The organism is Streptomyces sp. NPDC091271, assembly GCF_044757505.1.
Taxonomy (GTDB): Bacteria; Actinomycetota; Actinomycetes; order Streptomycetales; family Streptomycetaceae; genus Streptomyces.
In genome coordinates this window covers 665289-688165 of record NZ_JBIVVD010000001.1, presented here as the reverse complement: position 1 = coordinate 688165, position 22877 = coordinate 665289, and the positions used below count along the sequence as shown (strand labels likewise).

Annotated in this window: 22 protein-coding genes; 9 read left to right on the top strand and 13 right to left on the bottom strand. The window is 71.1% G+C overall.

Features of this window, described 5'->3' with window-relative positions; all coding sequences use genetic code 11:
- Positions 1–31 precede the first annotated feature (31 nt).
- From gdhA to ACIQM3_RS03395, 5 genes are all read right to left on the bottom strand, one after another.
- Entirely contained in the window at positions 32–1411 is a 1380-nt protein-coding gene (gene gdhA, locus ACIQM3_RS03415; protein ID WP_401618118.1) for an NADP-specific glutamate dehydrogenase, read from the bottom strand.
- A gap of 294 nt (positions 1412–1705) precedes the next feature.
- Positions 1706–2389 (bottom strand): ABC transporter ATP-binding protein, encoded by a 684-nt coding sequence (locus ACIQM3_RS03410; protein ID WP_401618116.1) that lies wholly within the window; start codon positions 2387–2389, stop codon positions 1706–1708.
- Positions 2390–2431: 42 nt separating this feature from the next.
- Positions 2432–3895, bottom strand: a complete 1464-nt coding sequence (locus ACIQM3_RS03405) for an ABC transporter permease (RefSeq protein WP_401618114.1) — start codon at positions 3893–3895, stop codon at positions 2432–2434.
- 167 nt (positions 3896–4062) lie between these two features.
- Positions 4063–5331: an Ig-like domain-containing protein gene (locus tag ACIQM3_RS03400; RefSeq protein ID WP_401618111.1), complete on the bottom strand. Its 1269-nt coding sequence runs from the start codon at positions 5329–5331 to the stop codon at positions 4063–4065.
- A gap of 181 nt (positions 5332–5512) precedes the next feature.
- The gene (locus ACIQM3_RS03395; protein ID WP_401618108.1) at positions 5513–5914 is read right to left on the bottom strand and encodes a hypothetical protein; all 402 of its coding nucleotides are present in this window, start codon (positions 5912–5914) and stop codon (positions 5513–5515) included.
- Positions 5915–6022: 108 nt separating this feature from the next.
- On the opposite strand from ACIQM3_RS03395, the gene ACIQM3_RS03390 reads away from it, so the two are divergent.
- The gene (locus ACIQM3_RS03390) at positions 6023–6343 is read left to right on the top strand and encodes a hypothetical protein (RefSeq protein ID WP_401618105.1); all 321 of its coding nucleotides are present in this window, start codon (positions 6023–6025) and stop codon (positions 6341–6343) included.
- A gap of 55 nt (positions 6344–6398) precedes the next feature.
- Here ACIQM3_RS03390 and hutH read toward each other — a convergent pair whose 3' ends face one another.
- From hutH to ACIQM3_RS03365, 5 genes are all read right to left on the bottom strand, one after another.
- On the bottom strand, positions 6399–7949 hold the full coding sequence (gene hutH / locus ACIQM3_RS03385; protein ID WP_401618102.1) for a histidine ammonia-lyase: 1551 nt from the start codon (positions 7947–7949) through the stop codon (positions 6399–6401).
- 66 nt (positions 7950–8015) lie between these two features.
- Positions 8016–9194 (bottom strand): diguanylate cyclase domain-containing protein, encoded by a 1179-nt coding sequence (locus tag ACIQM3_RS03380; protein WP_401618099.1) that lies wholly within the window; start codon positions 9192–9194, stop codon positions 8016–8018.
- 91 nt (positions 9195–9285) lie between these two features.
- Positions 9286–10098, bottom strand: coding sequence for an enoyl-CoA hydratase-related protein (locus ACIQM3_RS03375; protein ID WP_322983928.1), 813 nt, complete (start codon positions 10096–10098; stop codon positions 9286–9288).
- 57 nt (positions 10099–10155) lie between these two features.
- The gene (locus ACIQM3_RS03370; RefSeq protein WP_401618096.1) at positions 10156–11343 is read right to left on the bottom strand and encodes an adenylate/guanylate cyclase domain-containing protein; all 1188 of its coding nucleotides are present in this window, start codon (positions 11341–11343) and stop codon (positions 10156–10158) included.
- A gap of 152 nt (positions 11344–11495) precedes the next feature.
- Positions 11496–12365, bottom strand: a complete 870-nt coding sequence (locus ACIQM3_RS03365; RefSeq protein ID WP_401618093.1) for a biotin--[acetyl-CoA-carboxylase] ligase — start codon at positions 12363–12365, stop codon at positions 11496–11498.
- 168 nt (positions 12366–12533) lie between these two features.
- Here ACIQM3_RS03365 and ACIQM3_RS03360 point away from each other — a divergent pair, with 168 nt between their 5' ends.
- The 4 genes from ACIQM3_RS03360 (at position 12534) to ACIQM3_RS03345 (ending at position 15181) form a co-directional block, all read left to right on the top strand.
- Positions 12534–14114 (top strand): acyl-CoA carboxylase subunit beta, encoded by a 1581-nt coding sequence (locus ACIQM3_RS03360; protein WP_401618090.1) that lies wholly within the window; start codon positions 12534–12536, stop codon positions 14112–14114.
- 15 nt (positions 14115–14129) lie between these two features.
- Positions 14130–14336, top strand: coding sequence for an acyl-CoA carboxylase epsilon subunit (locus tag ACIQM3_RS03355; RefSeq protein ID WP_356712939.1), 207 nt, complete (start codon positions 14130–14132; stop codon positions 14334–14336).
- A 74-nt stretch (positions 14337–14410) separates the two neighbouring features.
- Positions 14411–14539, top strand: a complete 129-nt coding sequence (gene mmpB / locus ACIQM3_RS03350) for a morphogenic membrane protein MmpB (protein ID WP_099174806.1) — start codon at positions 14411–14413, stop codon at positions 14537–14539.
- Between the two features lie 30 nt (positions 14540–14569).
- Positions 14570–15181: a nucleoside triphosphate pyrophosphatase gene (locus ACIQM3_RS03345; protein ID WP_401618086.1), complete on the top strand. Its 612-nt coding sequence runs from the start codon at positions 14570–14572 to the stop codon at positions 15179–15181.
- A 12-nt stretch (positions 15182–15193) separates the two neighbouring features.
- Here ACIQM3_RS03345 and ACIQM3_RS03340 read toward each other — a convergent pair whose 3' ends face one another.
- Entirely contained in the window at positions 15194–15631 is a 438-nt protein-coding gene (locus ACIQM3_RS03340; protein ID WP_401618083.1) for a hypothetical protein, read from the bottom strand.
- A 407-nt stretch (positions 15632–16038) separates the two neighbouring features.
- Between ACIQM3_RS03340 and ACIQM3_RS03335 the strand changes: the two genes are divergently transcribed.
- The gene (locus tag ACIQM3_RS03335) at positions 16039–17793 is read left to right on the top strand and encodes an acetyl/propionyl/methylcrotonyl-CoA carboxylase subunit alpha (RefSeq protein WP_401618080.1); all 1755 of its coding nucleotides are present in this window, start codon (positions 16039–16041) and stop codon (positions 17791–17793) included.
- Positions 17794–17891: 98 nt separating this feature from the next.
- On the top strand, positions 17892–18518 hold the full coding sequence (locus tag ACIQM3_RS03330; RefSeq protein ID WP_401618078.1) for a TetR/AcrR family transcriptional regulator: 627 nt from the start codon (positions 17892–17894) through the stop codon (positions 18516–18518).
- 22 nt (positions 18519–18540) lie between these two features.
- On the opposite strand, the gene ACIQM3_RS03325 is transcribed toward ACIQM3_RS03330, so the two are convergent.
- Positions 18541–19509 carry a DeoR/GlpR family DNA-binding transcription regulator gene (locus ACIQM3_RS03325; RefSeq protein ID WP_401618075.1) on the bottom strand — a complete coding sequence of 323 codons (969 nt, stop codon included), beginning with the start codon at positions 19507–19509 and terminating at the stop codon, positions 18541–18543.
- Positions 19510–19632: 123 nt separating this feature from the next.
- The gene (locus tag ACIQM3_RS03320) at positions 19633–21072 is read right to left on the bottom strand and encodes an NAD(P)H-quinone dehydrogenase (protein ID WP_401618072.1); all 1440 of its coding nucleotides are present in this window, start codon (positions 21070–21072) and stop codon (positions 19633–19635) included.
- A gap of 251 nt (positions 21073–21323) precedes the next feature.
- Between ACIQM3_RS03320 and ACIQM3_RS03315 the strand changes: the two genes are divergently transcribed.
- Complete coding sequence (locus ACIQM3_RS03315; protein WP_033297850.1) at positions 21324–21761, top strand: gamma-glutamylcyclotransferase; 438 nt, start codon at positions 21324–21326, stop codon at positions 21759–21761.
- Between the two features lie 105 nt (positions 21762–21866).
- Complete coding sequence (locus ACIQM3_RS03310; RefSeq protein ID WP_362940621.1) at positions 21867–22691, top strand: purine-nucleoside phosphorylase; 825 nt, start codon at positions 21867–21869, stop codon at positions 22689–22691.
- The last annotated feature ends 186 nt before the right edge of the window (positions 22692–22877 follow it).

The window sequence follows — 22877 nt, the reverse complement described above, 5'->3', positions numbered from 1 at the left end:
CGTCGCCCCGGGCCCGTGTGCCGCGGCGGGGTCAGATCAGGCCCTGCGCCAGCATCGCGTCCGCGACGAGCTCGAAGCCCGCGATGTTCGCGCCCACCACGTAGTTGCCCGGGCTGCCGTACTTCTCGGCCGTCGTGTGGCAGGAGTCGTGGATGTGGCGCATGATCTCCGCCAGGCGCTCCTCGGTGTGGGAGAAGGTCCAGGAGTCGCGTGAGGCGTTCTGCTGCATCTCCAGGGCGCTGGTGGCCACTCCGCCGGCGTTGGCCGCCTTGCCGGGCGCGAAGGCGACGCCCGCGTCCTGGAAGACGCGGACGGCGTCGGGGGTGGTGGGCATGTTGGCGCCCTCGGCGACCGCCTTGACCCCGTTGCGTACGAGGGCGAGCGCGTCGGTCTCGTGGAGTTCGTTCTGGGTGGCGCAGGGCAGGGCCACGTCCACCGGGACGCTCCAGACGCCCGTGCCGGCGACGTAGCGCACGTGGTCGCCGCGCTGCTCGGCGTACTCGGAGATGCGACCGCGGCCGTTCTCCTTGATCTCCTTGAGCAGCGCGAGGTCGATGCCCTTCTCGTCCACGACGTAGCCGCCCGAGTCGGAGCAGGTGACGACGGTCGCGCCGAGCTGCTGTGCCTTCTCGATGGCGTAGATGGCCACGTTGCCGGAGCCGGACACGGCGATGCGCTGGCCGTCGAGCGACTCACCGCGCACGCGCAGCATTTCGGCGGTGAACAGGACGCAGCCGTAGCCGGTGGCCTCGGTGCGTGCCTGGGCGCCTCCCCAGCCGAGGCCCTTTCCGGTGAGCACACCGGACTCGTAGCGGTTGGTGATCCGCTTGTACTGGCCGAAGAGGTAGCCGATCTCCCGGCCTCCGACGCCGATGTCACCGGCGGGGACGTCGGTGTACTCGCCCAGGTGGCGGTGGAGTTCCGTCATGAACGACTGGCAGAACCGCATGACCTCGGCGTCGGACCGGCCCTTGGGGTCGAAGTCCGCGCCGCCCTTGCCGCCGCCGATCGGCATGCCGGTGAGGGCGTTCTTGAAGATCTGCTCGAAGCCGAGGAACTTCACGATGCCGAGGTTGACGGAGGGGTGGAAGCGCAGCCCGCCCTTGTACGGGCCGAGCGAGCTGGAGAACTCGACGCGGAAGCCGCGGTTGACGTGGATGTCGCCTGCGTCGTCCGACCACGGCACCCGGAAGATGAGCTGTCGTTCGGGCTCGCAGACACGCTCGATGATGCGGGCGTCGACGAACTCCGGTCGCTTCGCCAGCACGGGGCCCAGGGTTTCGAGGACCTCGCGCACCGCCTGGTGGAACTCGCCCTCGCCCTGGTTGCGTCGCAGGATCTCCGCGTAGAGCGGCTCGATGACACGGTTCTCGGCGGTGCGCGGGGTGAGGGAGTCGGAGCTGGCCGGCATCTGATCAAGACCTTCCGTGGGTGGGCTCTTGCGCGTCGGCGCTCCCTGTCCCCGGAGGCGCCACCGGCCCGTGGGGGCCGTTGCACCCGGCAAGTCTCGCAGCGCGACCCCGTCCCGCCCCCGCGACATCCACATAGTGGCCACGGCAGTTCGTCCTGCTACGGGCCCTTCCACACCCGTGCACCCCGCTCCCGCCGGAGCGGAAGACCCGTACGGCGCCCGCGTCGCGGGGCCCTACGGGTGGCGAACCTCACAGCCGGAGGAGGACGGCCGTGAGGTCCGCGCCGTCGCGGATCAGGCCGCGGCGTTCTCCGTCACGGTCACCTTGCCCTTGCGGATGGTCGCCACCCGGGGCGCCTTGCGGGCGAGGGAGCTGTCGTGGGTGACCATCACGAAGGTCAGTCCGTGTTCCTTCCACAGCCCGTCGAGCAGCTCCATGATCTCGTCGCGCATGGACTCGTCGAGGTTGCCGGTCGGTTCGTCGGCGAGCAGCACCTTCGGCCGCTTCACCAGGGCCCGGGCGATCGCGACGCGCTGCTGCTGACCGCCTGACATCTCGCTCGGCAGATGGGTGGGCCGGTCGCCGAGTCCCACCGACTCCAGCGCTTCGGCGGCGCGTTCGCGACGGGACTTCGCTCCGAGGCCGAGGGGGACGAGCGCGGTCTCGACGTTCTCCTGGGCGGTGAGCGTCGGGATCAGGTTGAAGCTCTGGAAGACGAATCCGATGGACTCGGCCCGGACCTTGGTGAGCCGGGACTCGGGGAGCCTGGCCAGGTCGACGCCGTCGAGCTCGATGGTGCCGGAGGTGGGCCGGTCGAGCCCGCCGAGCATCTGCAGGAGGGTGGACTTGCCTCCGCCGGTCGGACCCTGGATGACGAGCCTGCCGCCGTCCTCGATGGTCAGATCGACACCGGCGAGCGCGTCGACGGGGTTCTTGCCGCGCATGTAGCGCTTGGTGACGCCCTTGAGCTGGTACACGTGTGGACTCCTGCTGTACGTACGGGAGGGGTGGGGCGGGGGCTACGCGACGCGGCGCAGGGCGTCGGCCGGCCGCAGCCGGGAGGCGCGCCAGCCGCCGAAGGCGCCGGCGATCAGTCCGCCCGCCACCGCCAGGGCGACGGCTACGAGGATCGTGGTGAGGGAGACGGGTGCGGTCAGCGCGATGTCCAGGGTCTTGGAAGCGGTCTGGCGGCCGGGGCCGCCACCGCCCATCGGGCCTCCGCCGCCCATGCCGCTCCCGCCGGTGGAGCCGAGCTGGGCGCTGAGGGTGGGACTGATGGCGGTCACGGCGTAGGCGCCCGCGACGCCGACGGCGATACCGAGGACTCCGCCCATCAGGCCGTTGACGAGGGCTTCGCCGATGACCTGGCGGGTGACGCGCCCGCTCTTCCAGCCGAGGGCCTTGAGGGTGCCGAACTCCCGCACACGCCTGCTGACCGCGGACGAGGTCAGCAGACCGGCGACGAGGAAGGCGGCGATCAGGACCGCGATGGAGAGCCACTTGCCGACGCTGGAGGCCAGGTCGGAGGCGGTGGAGAGGGAGCCGGACACCGTGTCGGCGAGGTCGGCGGAGGTGGTGACCGTCGTGCCGGAGATGTTCTTCTGGATGGCGGCCTTGACGGTGTCGATCTGCTGCGAGTCCGCGGCCTGGACGTAGACCGTGGTGACCTTGTCCTTGGAGTCGGAGACGGTCTGTGCCTGCTTCAGCGGGATGTAGACGTTGGCGGCCGCGTCACCGCTGTCCGCGGTGGAGACACCCACGATCGTGTACTTCGTACCGGAGATGGTGACGGTCTTGTCGACCGCGAGCTCCTTCTCCTTGGCGTAGGCCGAGTCGACTATCGCGACCTTGGCGTCGGTCTCGGCGGCCTTGAACGTACGGCCCTTGGTGATCTTGGAGGAGGTCAGCGGGCCGAGGTTCTGCTGCGTGACGTCGGTGCCGTACACGGTGAAGGAGTTGACGTCGAAGGATGCTCCGCCGCCCTCGACCCGGCCCTGCGGCTGGCCACCGCCGCCGCCCTGGCCACCGCCGGGTCCGGTCTGCCCCGAGCTCTCGTCCTGCTTGAACTCGCCGCGCTTGAACTGGCCGTCGACCTTCATGACCGAGAGGCTCAGCCCGCCGACGGCGTCCGCGACCCCCTCCTGCTCGCCGACCTTGCCGACGGTGCTGGAGGCCAGCGTCTGGAAGCCCTGGACCATGACGCGGTCCGTGCTCTGGGTGGCGTCCTCGTCCTCCTTGGCGTCGAAGTTGAACCTGGGCCGCTCGGTGCCCCCGGAACCCTGGGCGGCGGCGGCCTTGGTCACCGTCATGTCCGTGCCCAGGCCGTACAGCGACTCGAGGACCTTGTCCTGGGCCTTGCTCATGCCCGAGGAGACCGAACTGACGATGATGACCAGCGCAATGCCGAGGGCGAGCCCCGAGGCGACGACGAGCGCCGCCTTTCTGCGGCGGCGCAGTTCGCGCCGGAGGTAGGTGAAGAACATGGCGCGAAGATATGGAGCGGGCGTGATGAGGAGTTAAGTCTCCGATGAGAGCAGCATGAGAACACTGCCGGCGCGCATACGTAGCCGCGCGCACACGCCGAAGGCGGCGGCGCCCGGAAGGATCCGGGTGCCGCCGCCTTCGGAGGGGAAGAGGCGCGGTCAGGAGGTCAGGCGGCGTTCGCCGTCCACTCCGACCAGCTCATGTTCCAGCCGTTGAGGCCGTTGTCGGGAGCGATGGTCTTGTCCGGGGAGTTCTTGACGACGACCACGTCGCCGAGCATGGAGTTGTCGTAGAACCACGCAGCGGCCGTGCCCGGGTCGTCGGCGCCCTTCGCGTCGGACAGGCCGACACAGCCGTGACTGGTGTTGGCGCTGCCGAAGATCGACTTGGCGCCCCAGTAGTTGCCGTGGATGAAGGTGCCCGACGTGGACAGCCGCATGGCGTGCGGCACGTCCTTGATGTCGTACTCACCCTTGCCGTCGTCGTCCGTGAACCCGACCGTCGAACCGTCCATGCGGGTCTCCTTGAACTTCTCGGAGATCACCATCTGGCCGTTGTACGTCGGGTTGTCCGAGGATCCGGCGGAGATCGGGATGGTCTTGATCGTCTTGCCGTCCTGGGTGACGGTCATCGTGTGCGCCTTGGCGTCCACGGTGGAGACCTGGTTGCGGCCGATCTTGAAGGTGACCGTCTTCTGCTGCACGCCCACGACACCGTCGGCGCCCTCGACGCCGTCCAGCGCCAGCTTCAGCGTGACGGTGGAGCCGCCCTGCCAGTAGTCCTCGGGGCGCAGGTCGAGGCGCTGGTTGTTGAACCAGTGGCCGACGACTTCCTGGCCGCTGCTCGACGTCACCTTGACGCCGTCCTGGACGGCCTTCTTGTTGGTGATCGCCTTGTTGAAGTTGATCGAGACCGGCATCCCGACGCCGACGGTGGACCCGTCCTCGGGGGTGAAGTTGCCGATGAAGCTGTTCTCCGGCGAGACGGTCGTGAAGGAGCTGTTGGCGTGCGCCTCACGGTCCTTGGAGTCCGACGCGGTCGCACTGATCTTGTACGTCGTCGAACGCTCGAGCTGACCGCTGGGCTTCCAGCTGGAGCCGTCGGCCGCGAGGGTGCCCTCGACGGCGTCACCCTCCGCCGTGGTCATGGTGACCTCGGTCAGCTTGCCCTTGGCGACGGTGACCATCGCGGCGTTGTTGATGCTCGCGTTGGTCGCTCCGTTCTTCGGCGCGATCGTTATCTGCGCCTCGGAGGCGTCCTTGGCGGCCGCTTCGTCGACCTGCGCCTGTGACGTCTTCGAGCTGCCGGCACTCGCGCCCGTGTCACTGCCACCGTCGTCGCTGCAGGCCGAAAGCACCAGCACGCCGCCGAGCAGTGCGGACGCGGCCATGAGGCCCTTGCGCCGCTTGCTGTCCGTCATCACACGCATCTCCATCGTTGCCGATTCCCCAAGATCCCCGGACAGGGTCGCCCGACGGCGGTTCCCCGTCAATGTTCCAAGAACACCGTGGCCGGGTCTTCCGTTCCACATCCGCCGTGGATGTGGGGAACAACACTCATCGACGCACCCGGGGCCACGGCGGTTCCCGCTGCCTGTGAGGAGTGCTTCGCGAGCGTCAGCGTTCCGTATTCCCGCCGCCTTCTTCGTCGTCCGTCTCATTGTCCTCGATCCCGTAGTACGCCTCGTCCCCGTCCTCTCCGGCGGCCCAGTCCTCGGCGTCGGGGTCGTAGTCGATCGTCTCGCTGCTCCAGGAGGCCTGGGCGAGCTCTACCCCGGGCACCTGGCTGACCAGATCGAACGGGTCGATCAGCGAGGCGAGGGCCTCCGCTGCGTCTTCCCTGACCGTCTCCTCAGCATGCGTACGTTCCTCGGCGGACTCGTCGGCGGACGCCCCGGATGCGGTGAAATCCGCGGCGATGCTCTCCAGGGCGGTTCCGGTCAGGGCGTCCGCGTCGCTGATCTCCAGCACCATCTCCACGCGAAGCCGAACAAATGAGGGTGTCTCCGAAGTGCTCATACGCCGGAGCGTAAGGCTCCCGGGACCTGTGGCTTTTCACCGACCCGCTGCTTTGCTTAGCATCGGCCCACGGGGCTAACTGATGGTTGTCGCAAGGGGATCGATTCTGTGTCCATCGCTCGTCGCACGCTGCTGACCACCACAGCGGCAGGCACCCTGCTCTGTGCTCTCTGGTTCGTCCCCTCCGCCAACGCGAGCGGCGAAGCAGGCACGCGGAGCGGTTCGGCCGGCTCGTCCGCCGGTTCCTCCACGGAGGCCCGACAGGCCTCCACCACGGCGGAGTTCACCGCCGGGGACACGCTCGCCGACACCGGGGCGGGAGTCGACACGACTCCCTACCTGATCGGCGGGACGGCCTCCCTGTGCGTCGGCGCGGGGTTCGTCGTGTACTCGGTGCGCCGGGGCTCCACGCTTCGCACCGGCTTCTGAGGTACGTGAGGGCTGCCGCGCCCCGCGGGGTGCGGCAGCCCTCACGCGTACGGGGTCAGGCCAGCGGCCCGGTCACCGCCTCCACGGCGGCGACCAGCTTCCCCTCCCGTACGAAGGCGTCGGCGGCGGCCAGGTCGGGGGCGAGGAAGCGGTCGGGGCCGGGGCCCTGGACCCCGGCGGCGCGCAGTGCCGTGATGACGGCCTGAGAGGCGGGCGCGGGGGTCAGCCCCTCGGCGGCACGCAGCTCGACGGCGCGCGTGGCGGCGTACAGCTCGACGGCCACGATCCTCGCGAGACCGGTGACAGCCGTACGGAGCTTCCGCGCGGCCGACCAGCCCATGGAGACGTGGTCCTCCTGCATCGCGGAGGACGGGATCGAGTCGACGGACGCCGGCACGGCGAGCCGCTTCAGCTCGCTGACCAGGGCGGCCTGCGTGTACTGGGCGATCATCAGCCCCGAGTCCACCCCGGCGTCGTCGGCGAGGAACGGCGGGAGACCGTGCGAGCGGTTCTTGTCCAGCAGCCGGTCCGTGCGGCGCTCGGTGATCGACCCGAGGTCGGCGGCGACGATGGCCAGGAAGTCGAGGACGTACGCGACGGGGGCGCCGTGGAAGTTCCCGTTCGACTCCACCCGCCCGTCCGGCAGCACGACCGGGTTGTCGACCGCCGAGGCCAGCTCACGGTCCGCGACGAGCGCCCCGTGCGTGAGCGTGTCGCGCCCGGCGCCGTTGACCTGGGGGGCGCAGCGCACGGAGTAGGCGTCCTGGACCCTGGGGGCGTCATCCTGGTGGTGACCGGTGAGGCCGGACCCCTCGAGCACCCGCAGCATGTTGTCGGCGGAGACGCCCTGGCCGGGGTGCGGGCGGATGGCGTGCAGCTCCGGGGCGAGGACCCGGTCGGTGCCGAGGAGCGCCTCCAGGGAGAGCGCGGCGGTGATGTCCGCGCCGGTGTAGAGGTTCTTCAGGTCCGCCAGGGCCATCACGAGCATGCCGAGCATGCCGTCGGTGCCGTTGAGGAGGGCGAGGCCCTCCTTCTCGCGCAGCTCGACGGGGGTGATGCCGTGCGCCGCGAGGAGTTCACCGGCCGGCCGCACGGTGCCGTCGGGGCCCTCCGCGTCGCCCTCCCCCATCAGGGTCAGGGCGCAGTGGGAGAGCGGGGCGAGGTCGCCGGAGCAGCCGAGCGAGCCGTATTCGTGGACGACGGGGGTGATGCCCGCGTTGAGCACGTCCGCCATGGTCTGCGCGACCTCGGGGCGTACGCCGGTGTGACCGGAGGCGAGCGTCTTCAGCCGCAGGAACATCAGCGCGCGGACTACCTCGCGCTCGACGTGGGGTCCCATGCCCGCCGCGTGCGAGCGGACGATGTTGCGCTGCAGCTGCGCCCGGAGGCCGGGGCTGATGTGCCTGCTGGCCAGGGCCCCGAAGCCGGTGGAGACGCCGTAGACCGGCTCGGGCTTGGCGGCGAGGGCGTCGACGATCTCCCGTGCTGCGGAGAGCGCCTCGACGGCGGCTGGGGAGAGCTCGACCCGGGCGCCCTGTCGGGCCACGGCGACGACGTCCTCCGCGGTCGTTCCGGACGTCCCCACCACGACTGTATGCATATCCATATTCAGAAGCGTACGGACTGAAACCCGTCATGTCACCAGTGGTCGTGCGGTTGACCCCTTACGCCCTCATCCGCGGCCCTCGGCATCGCCACCGGGCGGATTGCCGCGGAGCCTGCGGCGGTCGTGGGGGGACCTGGGCGGGGAGTCGGCGAGCCGGATCACGTCGCCGTCGCGCCCGGCGACCACCGGCCGCCGGGAATGCGCGGCCTTCGCCTGGTACTGGGCGGCGTCCGCCAGCCGGAAGAGCCGGCGCGCGGACGGGACCGGGCCGATGTCGTCACCGGTGGACGCGACCCCGCAGGCGACCCCGTCCCCGAGCTCCAGGGAGACGGCCCGCGCGCAGAGGTCCTCGGAGACCCGGACCACGTCGTCCGCCGGAGGGCCCACGACCAGCAGGCAGAACTCGTCCCCGCCCAGGCGCGCGGCGAGGGCGCCCGGGAGCATCGCGCCGCAGAGCGAGAGCACCGAGCCGAAACGTTCCAGCAGACGATCGCCGACCGCGTGGCCATGCGTGTCGTTGACCGCCTTGAGGCCGTTCAGATCGCACACGACCAGGCTGACCACGGCCCCCTCGGCGCGGTGCAGGTCCACCGCCTCGTCCAGGCGGAGATCGACGGCCCTGCGGTTGGCGAGGCCGGTCAGCGGGTCCGTGAAGGCCAGCTTGCGGACCTCCTCCAGCCGCTCGGTCTGCGCGATGCCCGCGGCGACGACGGCGGCCAGCACGGTCGCGAAGTCCGCGTCGTCCCGGTCGAAGACCGGAGCCCCCGCCGGACGGGCCACGTACAGCTCCCCCCAGGCCCGCCCGTGCAGCACGATCGGCGCCACCACGCAGCAGCCCCGCCCGCGCCGGCGCAGCGCGGCGACCCGCTGGTGGCAGTACGGACGGGCGCCCCGGGCGGGCGCCCCGGCGGCCGGAGCGCCTTCGGCGGTCTCCACCCAGGCGTCGGGCTCACCGCCGCCCGCCCAGCGCTCATGCAGGAACTCGGTGATCTCCGGGAACTGGTGCACGGGGTAGGCCTCGGCCTCGGGAAACTCCTCCTCTCCCTCGGCACGCTCCCCCGCGTTGACCAGCACGCGCAGCCTGCCCTGCTCCCGCTCCCACACGGAGAGGGCGGCGAAGCTGCCGGCCAGCGCCTCGCACGCCCCCATCGCCGCGGCGCGCCAGGACTCGCGCGGGGTGTAGGCCGCAGCCATCGTCTGTGCCAGCGCAACCACGGCGCGCAGCCGCGCATCATCGCCCATCACCCCAGCTTAGGTAGGTTTGTGACGATTTGATCAGTTGGCGGCGCTGATGATCTTCGGATCGCTCCCCGGACCACCCCGGCTCACTCGCGGATCACTCTCCGGGCCAGCTGGGCTTCCGCTTCTCGTTGAACGCGGCGACGCCCTCGGCCCGGTCCCCGGAGAAGGCCACGGACCGCCAGGCAGCGTCCTCCACCTCGAGACCGGCCCGCAGGTCCAGCCCCTGCCCCAGCCGCAGGGCCCGCTTGGCGGCCCGGAGCCCCACCGGGGAGTTCGCCGCGATCCGGCCGCCGAGCGCCAGCGCCTCCTCCCGGTCCCGGCCGGCCTCGACCAGCTCGTCGACCAGGCCCAGCTCGCGCGCCTCGGCGGCCTCCACCCGCCGGGCGGAGAAGACCAGCTCGGCGGCGCGCGCCGCGCCGACCCGCCGGGGCAGCAGCTGTGTGCCGCCGCCGCCCGGGATGACGCCGACGGACACCTCGGGCAGCCCGACCACGGCCGTACGGTCGGCCACGATCACGTCGCAGGCCAGCGCGAGCTCGAAGCCGCCGCCGAGGGCGAAGCCGTGCACGGCGGCGACGACGGGCATCGGGAGCTCCAGCACACCGGTGTAGGCGGCCCTCGCCGTGGGCCGCTGCCGCACGAGCTCGGCGTCGGTGAAGGAGTTCCGCTCCTTGAGGTCCGCGCCAACGCAGAAGGCCCGGTCGTGGCTGGACGTGAGCACGGTCGCCCGCACCCCCTGATCGGCGCCGAGCGCCGCACAGGCCTCGGCGATGGACCGGGCCATCGCGGTGCTCACGGCGTTCATGGCCTTGGGCCGGTCGAGCACCAGCTCCGCGACGTGGTCCTGGCCCTCGTGCCGCCGTACGACGACGAACTCCCCGAACCTCTGCTCCGACGTGACACCCATGGCTGCACCCCTCCGGTTGACGAGCGTTACCGGGATCCTAGGCGGGGCCCTTCCGCGTCAGGTCGACGCCTTGCCCCGCCGGGCCAGCAGCCACGGCTCCACGACGCCCAGCCCGCGGACCGGCCGCTGCCACATCGGCTGCAGCCCGAAGCGGTACGCGGGTGACGGTGGCTCCTCGTCCCGGCGGTCCTCCTTCTCCGCCAGCCGGGCCCGTTCGGCCGCCGCGGCGGCCTCCTCGGCCTCGGAGGCGGGGGCGTCGCCGTTCCTGATCAGTTCCGCGGCGAAGGCGCCGTCGACCAGCACCGCGTCCTTCGGCGCTATCGAGGTGAGCCGGCTGGCCAGGTTCACCGTCGTACCGAACACGTCGCCCATGCGCGTGGTGACCGTGCCGAACGCGATACCGACCCGCAGCGAGGGCATCGTCGTGTCCTGGGCCATCGCCTCGACCAGCCGGAGCGCTATCTCGCCCGCCGTGCCCGCGTCGTCCGCGGCGAAGAGGACCTCGTCGCCCAGGGTCTTGATGAGGCGTCCGCCGTGCGCGGCGACCAGGTCGGCCGAGGTGGTCTCGAAGGCCTCGACCAGCTCGCCGAGCTCCTCCTCCTCCAGCCGGCGGGTCAGCCGGGTGAAGCCGACCAGGTCGGCGAAGCCCACGGCGAGCCGCCTGTCGACCATCTCCTCGTCGTCCCCGGTCTGCACGACCCGGCCCGTGGCGGCGGCGAGCTGGCGCCGCCACACGTAGACCAGGAACTCCTGCAGCTCCGGCAGGAGCAGCTCGATCAGCGGATACGTGACCTCGGTGCGGGTCATACCGGGCTCGGGGGGCTCGGTCAGTCCCGCCAGGAACGAGTCGATCTGCCATTCCGCGAGCCGTGCGGTGGTCTGCCCGGTCGACCGGGCCACCTGGATCGCCATCGGCTCACTGAGCAGCCCGGCCTCCACGAGGCCGGCGAGGCGGCGCAGCGCCAGGACGTCGGCCTCGGTCAGCGCCTTGGCCTGTCCGATGTCCGCGAAGCCCATCGCCCGCCAGAACCGGGACGCCAGGTCCATGGAGACCCCGGCGGTCCTGGCCGCCTGGAACGGCGTGTAGCGGCGGTCGGCCCCCAGAATCAGGGCCTCCAGCCGGATGGCGAGCGGGTCGTCCGTCGGTTCGGCCGTGTGGTCGACCTCGTGATGCGGTGTCGAGTGGACGGACGGTCCCGACGAGGGCTCCGCGCCGTCGTCGGAGTTCGTGTCGTCGACGGTCACCGGCCGCCTCCTGCCCGTTCCCTGCGCACTGCCCTGCCGATCTGTCGCTGGATCGCCTCAACGATACGGCAGGTGTGCCCTGGCTCACGTCCGTGGTGGCGCGGTTCCGGCTCCGTCATACGTGACATCACCCGTATGTGCGGAACGCGGGATCAGGTGAGACCGCCCTCCTCCCCGCGCAGGTGGACGATGTCGCCGGCCGACACGGGTTCCTGGAGCCCGTCGCCCGTGGCCAGCACGAGCCGTCCGTCGCCGTCGATCGCGACGGCCTCGCCGACGAGCGACCGGTCGCCGGGCAGCTCGGCCCGCACGGTCCGGTCGAGCGTGGCGCAGCCCGCCGCGTAGGCCGCCTGGAGCCCGCTCCCGGCGGCGTCGCCGTTCGCGTCGCGCCATCGGCCGTACCACTGTTCCAGTGAACGCAGGACGGCCCGGAGCAGGGTCTCGCGGTCGGTGGAGACGGCTCCGGCGAGCGCCAGCGAACCGGCGTGCGGGGCGGGCAGCTCGGCGGCGCGCAGCGACACGTTGAGGCCGATGCCGATCACGACGCCGTCCCCGGCGCGCTCGGCGAGGATGCCGCCGGTCTTGCGTTCCGTGTCCCCGACCGTCACCAGGAGGTCGTTGGGCCATTTCAGCGCCATGTCCACGCCCGCCGACTGCGCGAGGCCCGTGGCGGCCGCGACGCCGGTCAGCAGCGGCAGCCACCCCCAGCGCTCGACGGGTACGCCGCCGGGGGTCAGGTAGACGGAGAGGAAGAGGCCCGAGCGGGGCGGGGCCGTCCAGCTCCGGTCGAGACGCCCGCGGCCCGCGGTCTGCTCCTCCGCGACCAGCACCGCGCCTTCGGCCAGACCGCCGTCGGCGGCCCGTGCCGCGAGGTCGGTATTGGTCGATCCGGTCGCCTCGACGATGTCGAGCGAGGTCCACAGGCCGTCGGGCTTCAGCAGTCCCCGGCGGAGCGCCGTGGCGTTCAGGGGCGGCCTGTCGAGGTCCGACCAGCGGTTGTGCGGCGCATCGGGAGGAGTCATGCAACCCACATTAGGTGTGGCCAACGACGCACTGCTGAACCGTATCCGCGCCGATACGCTACGGGTCAGTAGCCAGCCGACGAGCAGGTAGCCGTCGAGCACGCATGGTCCAGCACATTCACTGGATGTACCAGCCGTCCCCGTGACAAGGCAGGGAGCCGCCACCCGATGTCCGAGCCGCAGAGCGACATCCACACCACCGCGGGCAAGATCGCGGACCTGCAGCGCCGTATCGAAGAGGCCACACACGCGGGTTCCGCCCGCGCAGTCGAAAAGCAGCACGCGAAGGGCAAGTTGACCGCCCGGGAGCGCGTCGATCTCCTGCTCGACGAAGGTTCCTTCGTGGAACTCGACGAGTTCGCACGGCACCGGTCCACCAATTTCGGCATCGAGAAGAACCGCCCTTACGGGGACGGCGTCGTCACCGGCTACGGCACGGTCGACGGCCGCCCCGTCTGCGTGTACTCGCAGGACTTCACGATTTTCGGCGGCTCGCTCGGCGAGGTCTACGGCGAGAAGATCGTCAAGGTCATGGACTTCGCGATGAAGACCGGCTGTCCGGTGATCGGCATCAACGACGGCGGCGGCGCCCGCATCCAGGAAGGTGTGGCCGCCCTCGGACTGTTCGCCGAGATCTTCCGCCGTAACGTCCACGCCTCCGGTGTCGTTCCGCAGATCTCCCTGATCGTCGGGCCGTGCGCGGGCGGCGCGGTCTACTCCCCCGCGATCACCGACTTCACGGTCATGGTCGACCAGACCTCGCACATGTTCATCACGGGTCCGGACGTCATCAAGACGGTCACCGGTGAGGACGTCGGCTTCGAGGAGCTGGGCGGCGCCCGCACGCACAACACCACGTCCGGCGTGGCCCACCACATGGCGGGCGACGAGAAGGACGCCATCGAGTACGTCAAGTCCCTGCTGTCCTACCTCCCGTCGAACAACCTCTCCGAGGCCCCGGCCTTCCCGGAGGAGGCCGACCTGGAGACCACGGACGAGGACCGCGAGCTCGACACCCTCATCCCGGACTCGGCCAACCAGCCGTACGACATGCACACCGCGATCGAGCACGTGCTCGACGACGGGGAGTTCCTGGAGACCCAGGCCCTGTTCGCGCCGAACATCCTCACCGGTTTCGGGCGCGTCGAGGGCTACCCGGTCGGCATCGTCGCCAACCAGCCGATGCAGTTCGCCGGCTGTCTGGACATCAACGCGAGCGAGAAGGCCGCGCGCTTCGTCCGTACGTGCGACGCGTTCAACGTGCCGGTCCTGACCTTCGTGGACGTCCCGGGCTTCCTGCCGGGCGTCGACCAGGAGTACGGCGGGATCATCCGGCGCGGCGCCAAGCTGATCTACGCGTACGCGGAGGCGACCGTCCCGCTGATCACGGTGATCACCCGCAAGGCGTTCGGCGGGGCGTACGACGTCATGGGGTCCAAGCACCTGGGCGCCGACCTGAACCTGGCCTGGCCGACGGCGCAGATCGCGGTGATGGGCGCTCAGGGCGCGGTGAACATCCTGCACCGGCGCACCATCGCCGCCGCCGAGGACCAGGACGCCACCCGCGCAGAGCTGATGGCCGACTACGAGGACGCGCTCCTCAACCCGTACGTCGCGGCTGAGCGCGGCTACGTCGACGCGGTGATCATGCCGGCCGACACCCGCGCGCACGTCGTGAAGGGCCTGCGCCAGCTCCGTACGAAGCGCGAGAGCCTGCCGCCCAAGAAGCACGGCAACATCCCCCTCTAGCCACCGGGAGCCACCATGATCAAGGTCGTACGGGGCAATCCGACCCCGGAGGAGCTCGCCGCCGCCCTCGCCGTGGTGCGGGCGCGCGCGGCGGCGGTGACCGACGTGCCGTCCGGCGCCCCCCTGCCGCCCGAGCAGTGGTCGGACCCGGGGCGGATCGCGCGCCGGGGCGCACTCCGGCCGGGGCCCCGGTCGTGGGCACGGACGTACTGGCCCTCCTGACCGCCGGGCCGGTGAGCGGCGCTTGAGTACCCGTACTCAGGCGCCGCAGCCGTCTCCGGAGCACCATCGGATGCATGCTGTGGTCCGATCCTGAGAACAAGCCGCCGAAGGAACTGCGCGACGCCCAGGACATGATGCGCCGTGCGGGGTTGCTGCTCGCGCTCGCCATGGTCGTGGCGATGTTCGTCCTGGGCACCCGGTGAGGCGACGGGGCCCCTCCGGCCCCGCCTACGATGGCGGGTATGACTGACCAGCGCCGCCTCGTGCTCGCCTCCGCGTCCCCCGCCCGCCTCGGCCTCCTGCGGCAGGCGGGATTCGCCCCCGAGGTGATCGTCAGCGGCGTGGACGAGGACGCGCTGACCGCTCCGTCCCCGGGCGAGCTGGCGCTCGTGCTGGCCGAGGCGAAGGCCGCCGCGGTGGCTGCCCGTCCCGAGGCGTCGGGCGCGCTCGTCATCGGCTGCGACTCGGTGCTGGAGCTGGACGGCGAGGCGCTCGGCAAGCCCGCCGACAGCGAGGAGGCCACCGCCCGCTGGAAGTCCATGCGCGGCCGTTCGGGCATCCTGCGGACGGGGCACTGCGTCGTCGACACGGCCACCGGCCGCACGGTGTCGGAGACCGCGTCCACCGTCGTCAGGTTCGGCGAGCCGACGGACGCCGAGGTGGCGGCCTACGTCGCCTCAGGTGAGCCTCTCCATGTCGCCGGGGCGTTCACCCTGGACGGCCGCTCGGCGCCGTTCGTCGAGGCGATCGAGGGCAGCCACGGCAACGTCATCGGGCTCTCCCTGCCGCTGCTGCGCCGCCTGCTGGGCGAACTGGGCGTCTCCGTAACCGACTTGTGGGTCTGAGCGCAGCCGGAGTCACACCGGCTCCGGAGCGGCTCCGGTGGGCTCCACCGCTTCCGGCTCGCTCCGGTCGAACACCACCAGGGTCAGCACGATCAGCGCCAGGACGGCCATCAGGAACGCGAAGGCGGCCCAGCCGATCAGCCCCACCGCGAGGGCGCCCAGCACCCCGTGGACGACCGCGCAGGCGATCAGGGTGATCCTGCCGACGCGGCCCGGGGCCCGGTCGCGTATCCCGGCCAGGAGCGGTATCAGCCCGCAGAGCACCAGCAGGACCCCGGAGACGCCGCCCATCACCCACGTGCCGGTGACCATGGCGTCCGGGTCCATCCCGGCCAGGGACATGCGCTGGTTGCCGGCGACCGTCGCGAGGATGCCGTTGACGAGCACGATGCCCACGGCTTCCACGAACAGAACGATCGCGGTCACGAAGGCCACTGGTCTGCGCACCACGGCGCCACCCCCTGTTACCTGTAGTACGTGCGGTAGCGCGGACCCTACATGGGGGCACCCCCTGCTCCTTAAGAGCTTGGGGGACGGTAACGCTCCGGACAAGGGGATGCGCGCGGCTCGCTCCCGCAGCGCGCCGCCCCGCGTCCGAGGCAAAGATTCCCTCGTCCGTTCGTAGGGAGTCCACAAAGAAACGCCGCGCGGCGTTAACCCTACGAACAGAGACTTGGGCCACACTTCGTGGCTACTGTGCGGTTGAGGATCCCGGCGTACCGTGGTGCGACAAGGGATTTCGCGACTCGAGCAAGCCTCGAATCACACTCCGTGTGGGCAAGTTCACTATTGGGGACGGGTCGTACGGCCGTGTTGGTAGTCCCTAAACTCAGCTTGTTCTCAAGGAGGGAGTCATCGTGCGCAAGGTGCTCATCGCCAACCGTGGCGAAATCGCTGTCCGTGTTGCTCGGGCTTGCCGGGATGCCGGAATCGGGAGCGTAGCCGTCTACGCCGATCCGGACCGGGACGCTCTGCATGTGCGCGCGGCCGACGAGGCATTCGCCCTGGGCGGTGACACTCCGGCCGCCAGCTATCTGGACATGGCCAAGGTGCTCCAGGCCGCCAAGGATTCGGGAGCGGACGCGGTCCACCCCGGTTACGGCTTCCTGTCGGAGAACGCGGAGTTCGCGCAGGCGGTGCTCGACGCGGGTCTGACGTGGATCGGACCGCCGCCGCACGCCATCCGGGACCTCGGTGACAAGGTCGCCGCCCGTCACATCGCGCAGCGCGCCGGTGCCCCGCTGGTGGCCGGCACCCCCGACCCGGTGTCCGGTTCGGCCGAGGTCGTGGAGTTCGCGGAGAAGAACGGCCTGCCGATCGCGATCAAGGCCGCCTTCGGCGGCGGCGGGCGCGGGCTGAAGGTCGCGCGCACCCTGGAGGAGATCCCAGAGCTGTACGACTCGGCGGTCCGTGAGGCCGTCGCGGCGTTCGGCCGCGGGGAGTGCTTCGTCGAGCGCTACCTCGACAAGCCCCGGCACGTGGAGACGCAGTGCCTGGCCGACACCCACGGCAACGTCGTGGTCGTGTCCACCCGTGACTGCTCGCTCCAGCGCCGCCACCAGAAGCTGGTCGAGGAGGCCCCGGCCCCCTTCCTGTCCCAGGCGCAGAACGAGCAGCTGTACGCGGCGTCGAAGGCGATCCTGAAGGAAGCCGGCTACGTCGGCGCCGGCACCGTGGAGTTCCTCGTCGGTGCGGACGGCACGATCTCCTTCCTGGAGGTCAACACCCGCCTCCAGGTCGAGCACCCGGTCACCGAGGAGGTCACCGGCCTCGACCTCGTCCGCGAGATGTTCCGCATCGCCGACGGCGAGGAGCTCGGTTACGGCGACCCCGCGGTGCGCGGGCACTCCTTCGAGTTCCGGATCAACGGTGAGGACCCGGGCCGCGGCTTCCTGCCCGCCCCCGGCACCGTCACCCTCTTCGCCCCGCCCACCGGCCCCGGAGTCCGCCTCGACGCGGGTGTCGAGTCGGGCAGTGTCATCGGCCCGGCGTGGGACTCGCTGCTGGCCAAGCTGGTCGTGACCGGTGCGACCCGCGAGCAGGCCCTGCAGCGCGCCGCGCGTGCGCTGGCCGAGTTCCAGGTGGAGGGCATGGCCACCGCCATCCCCTTCCACCGTGCGGTCGTCGTCGACCCGGCGTTCACCTCGGACCCCTTCCGGATCCACACCCGGTGGATCGAGACGGAGTTCGTCAACGACATCAAGCCCTTCGCGGTCCCCGCGGACCAGGAGGCCGACGAGGAGTCCGGCCGCGAGACCGTCGTCGTCGAGGTCGGCGGCAAGCGCCTCGAGGTGTCCCTGCCGTCCTCGCTCGGCATGAGCCTGGCCCGTACCGGTCTCGCCGCCGGGGCCAAGCCCAAGCGCCGCGCCGCGAAGAAGTCCGGCTCCGCGGCCTCCGGCGACACCCTCGCGTCCCCGATGCAGGGCACGATCGTCAAGATCGCCGTCGAGGAGGGGCAGGAGGTCAAGGAAGGCGACCTCATCGTCGTCCTCGAAGCCATGAAGATGGAGCAGCCCCTCAACGCGCACCGCTCCGGCACGGTGAAGGGTCTGGCGGCGGAGGTCGGCACCTCGGTGTCGTCCGGCGCCGCGATCTGCGAGATCAAGGACTGAGCACTCGCTCTTCTGCCACTGGGGGCCCGGCGACCGCCGGGCCCCCAGTGGCATCCTTGTGACGCGGAGCGGACACCAGGGAGGACAGGGTGAGGGCGATGAGCACGACACCGGCACGGCCGATGCGCGCCGACGCGCGCCGCAACTACGACCGGCTGCTGAGCGAGGCCCGGGTGTCCTTCGCCGCCCACGGCACGGATGCCTCGCTGGAGGACATCGCCCGGCGGGCGGGCGTCGGCATCGGCACGCTGTACCGGCACTTCCCGAACCGCCAGGCCCTGATGAACGCGGTGTTCCAGGAGGCCCTGACCGCGCTGCTCGACCGCTCCCGCGAACTGGCACGGTCCGACCGGCCCTGCACCGCGCTGGTGGAGTGGCTGGGCGCGATCGTCACCCATGCGGGTGAGTACCACGGGCTGGCGCAGGCACTCATGTCGGCCTCGGGGAACGTGAATTCGGCGCTGACGTCCTGTCACGTGCCGCTCCGTCAGGCGGGGGACCGGCTGCTGACGCGAGCCAAGTCGAACGGCTCGGTGCGGGCGGATGTGTCGATCGACGACCTTCTGCAGCTGACGAACGCGATCGCGCTGGCCGCGGAACAGACCCCGTCCGACCCCGCTCTGGCCGACCGGCTGCTGCGGCTGACGCTCCGCGGTCTGAAGGCCGACCCCGCCGACCCGGCCGGCCCCGCCGACCCCGCACCATCGGATCCGCAGGGGGACTGACCGGCCTCCGCCCTTTACGGCCTCATCGGCGCCGCATGTCCGCGACCCGGCCCACCGGCCCCTCCGCCAGCGCCGCGGCGCTCCGCAGCTGCGGCCCGAGCCCTCCCGGCCCTCCGTGGCCGCCCTGCGTACGCCGTTGGCCCGGCAGCGGCATGTCCTGCCGTGTCTGCCGTCCCGGTGGCAGGGGATCGCCGCCCCCGGCCTCCGCGTCGGGCCCCGCCACCGTGATCTCCACGCCCTGGTCGGCCAGGGCCTGGAGCTCCGTGGCCGCACGCTCGTCGTGCACCGGGGGCTCGTCCGTCACCAGACGGGTGATCAGCTCCGTGGGTACCGTCTGGAACATCGTGTCGGAGCCGAGCTTCGTGTGGTCCGCGAGGACCACCACCTCGGCCGCGGCCTGCACCAGTGCCCGGTCCACGCTCGCCGAGAGCATGTTGGACGTGGAGAGCCCGCGCTCCGCGGTCAGCCCGCTGCCCGAGAGGAAGGCACGGCTCACCCGCAGCCCCTGGAGGGACTGCTCGGCACCGCTACCGACGAGCGCGTAGTTGCTCCCGCGCAGGGTGCCGCCCGTCATCACCACTTCCACCCGGTTGGCATGGGCCAACGCCTGGGCGACCAGCAGCGAGTTGGTGACCACGGTCAGGCCGGGCACCCGTGCGAGCCGGCGGGCCAGCTCCTGCGTGGTCGTTCCGGCGCCGACCACGATGGCCTCGCCCTCACCGACCAGGCCGGCCGCCAGGTCGGCGATGGCCGTCTTCTCCGCGGTGGAGAGATGGGATTTCTGCGGAAAGCCGGACTCCCGCGTAAAGCCGCCCGGCAAGACCGCACCGCCGTGCCGGCGGTCGAGGAGTCCTTCTGCCTCCAGTGCCCGCACGTCCCGCCGTACGGTCACTTCGGAGGTCTGGACGACGCGGGCGAGCTCACGGAGCGATACCGCCCCGTTGGCGCGCACCATTTCGAGGATCAATTGACGACGTTCTGCAGCGAACACGAAACTGACAGTAACCTGGCCGTGGGTTGCTTTTCAGCAGTTTGCGCCGAATAAGAGAAGTTGTACATAGGCGGGGCCCCCTGGTGGTATAGGGGGCCCCGCCGTCGGTACGAACAGTGCGGGCTACGCCTCGCCCTCGGTCTTACGGGTGTGCAACTGCCGGGCCACTTCCGCGATCGAGCCGGAGAGGGACGGATACACCGTGAACGCGTTGGCGATCTGCTCCACCGTCAGGTTGTTGTCCACGGCGAGCGCGATCGGGTGGATCAGCTCGCTGGCCCTCGGCGCGACGACGCAGCCGCCGACCACGATGCCGGTGCCGGGCCGGCAGAAGATCTTGACGAAGCCGTCCCTGATGCCCTGCATCTTGGCGCGCGGGTTGCGCAGGAGCGGCAGCTTCACGACACGGGCGTCGATCTTGCCGGAGTCGACGTCCGACTGGCTGTAACCGACGGTGGCGATCTCGGGGTCGGTGAAGACGTTCGCGGAGACCGTCTTCAGGTTCAGCGGCTGCACCGCGTCGCCGAGGAAGTGGTACATCGCGATCCGGCCCTGCATAGCGGCGACCGAGGCCAGCGCGAAGACTCCGGTGACGTCACCTGCGGCGTAGACACCGGGTGCGCTGGTGCGGGAGACCCGGTCGGTCCTGATGTGGCCGGACTCCTTGAGCTGGACCCCGGACTCCTCCAGGCCCATGCCCGCGGTGTTGGGGATCGCGCCGACCGCCATCAGGCAGTGCGTGCCGGTGATGACGCGGCCGTCGGCCAGCGTGACCTCGACGCGGTCGCCGACGCGCTTGGCGGACTGGGCGCGGGAGCGGGCCATGACGTTCATGCCGCGGCGCCGGAAGACGTCCTCCAGGACGGCGGCGGCGTCCGGGTCCTCGCCGGGGAGCACCCGGTCGCGGGAGGAGACGAGCGTGACGCGCGAGCCGAGCGCCTGGTAGGCGCCGGCGAACTCGGCGCCGGTGACACCCGAGCCGACCACGATGAGCTCCTCGGGGAGCTCGTCGAGGTCGTAGACCTGGGTCCAGTTCAGGATGCGCTCGCCGTCGGGCAGGGCGTCCGGGATCTCCCGGGGGTGGCCGCCGGTCGCGATCAGCACCGCGTCGGCGGTGAGCCGCTCCTCGGTGCCGTCGGCGGCGGTCACCACGACCTGGCGGGACCCGTCGGCGGCCTGGAGCCCCTCCAGCCGGCCGCGGCCGCGCATGACCCTGGCACCCGCTCGGGTGACGGAGGCGGTGATGTCGTGGGACTGGGCGAGCGCGAGGCGCTTGACACGCCGGTTGACCTTGCCGAGGTCCACGCCGACGACCCGGGCGGCCTGCTCTATGTGCGGGGTGTCGTCGGCGACGATGATGCCGAGTTCCTCGTAGGAGGAGTCGAAGGTGGTCATCACCTCGGCCGTCGCGATCAGGGTCTTGGAGGGCACGCAGTCGGTGAGGACCGACGCGCCGCCGAGGCCGTCGCAGTCGACGACGGTCACCTCCGCGCCGAGCTGGGCGCCGACCAGTGCCGCCTCGTAGCCGCCGGGGCCGCCGCCGATGATCACGATCCGGGTCACGAAAAGTCCGCCTCGCGTGGTGTCATCCCACGGCCGTCTGCCGCCCCGGCCGGGGGTCCGGGGGATCGCCCCGGCGTATGCAGTACGTAATTCATTGTCCCGCACGCGCCAAGCTGCTTCGCCCCGGGGCCCTCCATACGGGAACGGGGCTGGCCGGGCCACGGCCTCCGGCTCCGGCGGACCGCCCACGACCGGGGCTTTTCCTCGCCGGAACCGGCACGCTCCCCGGTGCCTCCCGTACCCTCGACCCCATGTCGCTCTACGCCGCGTACGCCGGCAACCTCGACGCGCGGCTGATGACGCGCCGCGCACCGCACTCCCCGCTGCGCGGCACGGGCTGGCTCAACGGCTGGCGGCTGACGTTCGGCGGGGAGCAGATGGGCTGGGAGGGCGCCCTGGCCACGGTGGTGGAGGCACCCCGTTCCCAGGTGTTCGTCGCGCTGTACGACCTGGCGCCGATGGACGAGGACTCCATGGACCGCTGGGAGGGTGTCGGCCTCGACATCTACCGCCGCATGCGGGTGCGCGTGCACACGCTGGACGGCGAGGAGCCGGCGTGGATGTACGTCCTCAACGGCTACGAGGGCGGACTGCCCTCCGCGCGCTATCTGGGCGAGGTGGCGGACGCCGCCGAGTCCGCGGGCGCGCCGCACGACTACGTGATGAACCTGCGCAAACGGCCCTGCTGAGCCGGGTCCTCCGCGCGCGTTCTGTATGAAAATACGAATGTGACCGGCCAGACTCTCCACCGTCACATCTACGCGCGTAGGGAATCAGCGGTTACCCTCATCCGCGTGAACGCATCTGTTATTCCGGACCACATCCAGGGCGACCCCCGCGCCGCCGCTGCCGACGCCGCCGCCCGCCTGCGCGAGCTGACCGGCGCCGATACCCACGACGTCGCTCTCGTGATGGGCTCCGGCTGGGCCCCCGCCGGCGATGCGCTCGGCATCCCCGAGGCCGAGTTCCCGGTCACCGCACTGCCCGGATTCCCGGCCCCGGCCGTGGAGGGCCACGGCGGCACCGTCCGCTCGTACCGCATCGGGGAGAAGCGCGCCCTGGTCTTCCTGGGCCGTACCCACTACTACGAGGGCCGGGGAGTCGCGGCGGTCGCGCACGGCGTCCGTACGGCGGTCTCCGCGGGCTGCGGGACCGTCATCCTCACGAACGGGTGCGGCGGCCTGCGCGAGGGCATGCGCCCCGGCCAGCCGGTCCTCATCAGCGACCACATCAACCTCACGGCGGCGTCGCCGATCATCGGCGCCAACTTCGTCGACCTGACGGACCTGTACTCGCCGCGGCTGCGCGCGCTGTGCAAGGAGATCGACGAGTCGCTCGAAGAGGGCGTGTACGTGCAGTTCCCCGGCCCGCACTACGAGACCCCCGCCGAGATCGGCATGGTCCGGGCCATGGGCGGAGACCTGGTCGGCATGTCCACCGTCCTGGAGGCCATCGCGGCACGTGAGGCGGGTGCGGAGGTGCTGGGCATCTCCCTGGTCACGAACCTCGCCGCGGGCCTCAGCGGCGAACCCCTCAACCACGAGGAGGTCCTCCAGGCCGGCCGCGACTCGGCGACCCGGATGGGCGCGCTGCTGGCACGGGTGCTGGACCGGATCTAGCAGGGGCTCCGCCCCCGCACCCCCGCTCCTCAAACGCCGGAGGGGCTCGATTTGCCCGGCTCGGCTTGCATCTCGCCCCCCGCACTTCCAGCCCCGGCCGGCGATTGAGGCACTGGGCGACCAATTCCAGCCCCGCCGGCGTTTGAGGCGCGGGGGCCCGGGGGCACAGCCCCCGACAGCCCCACG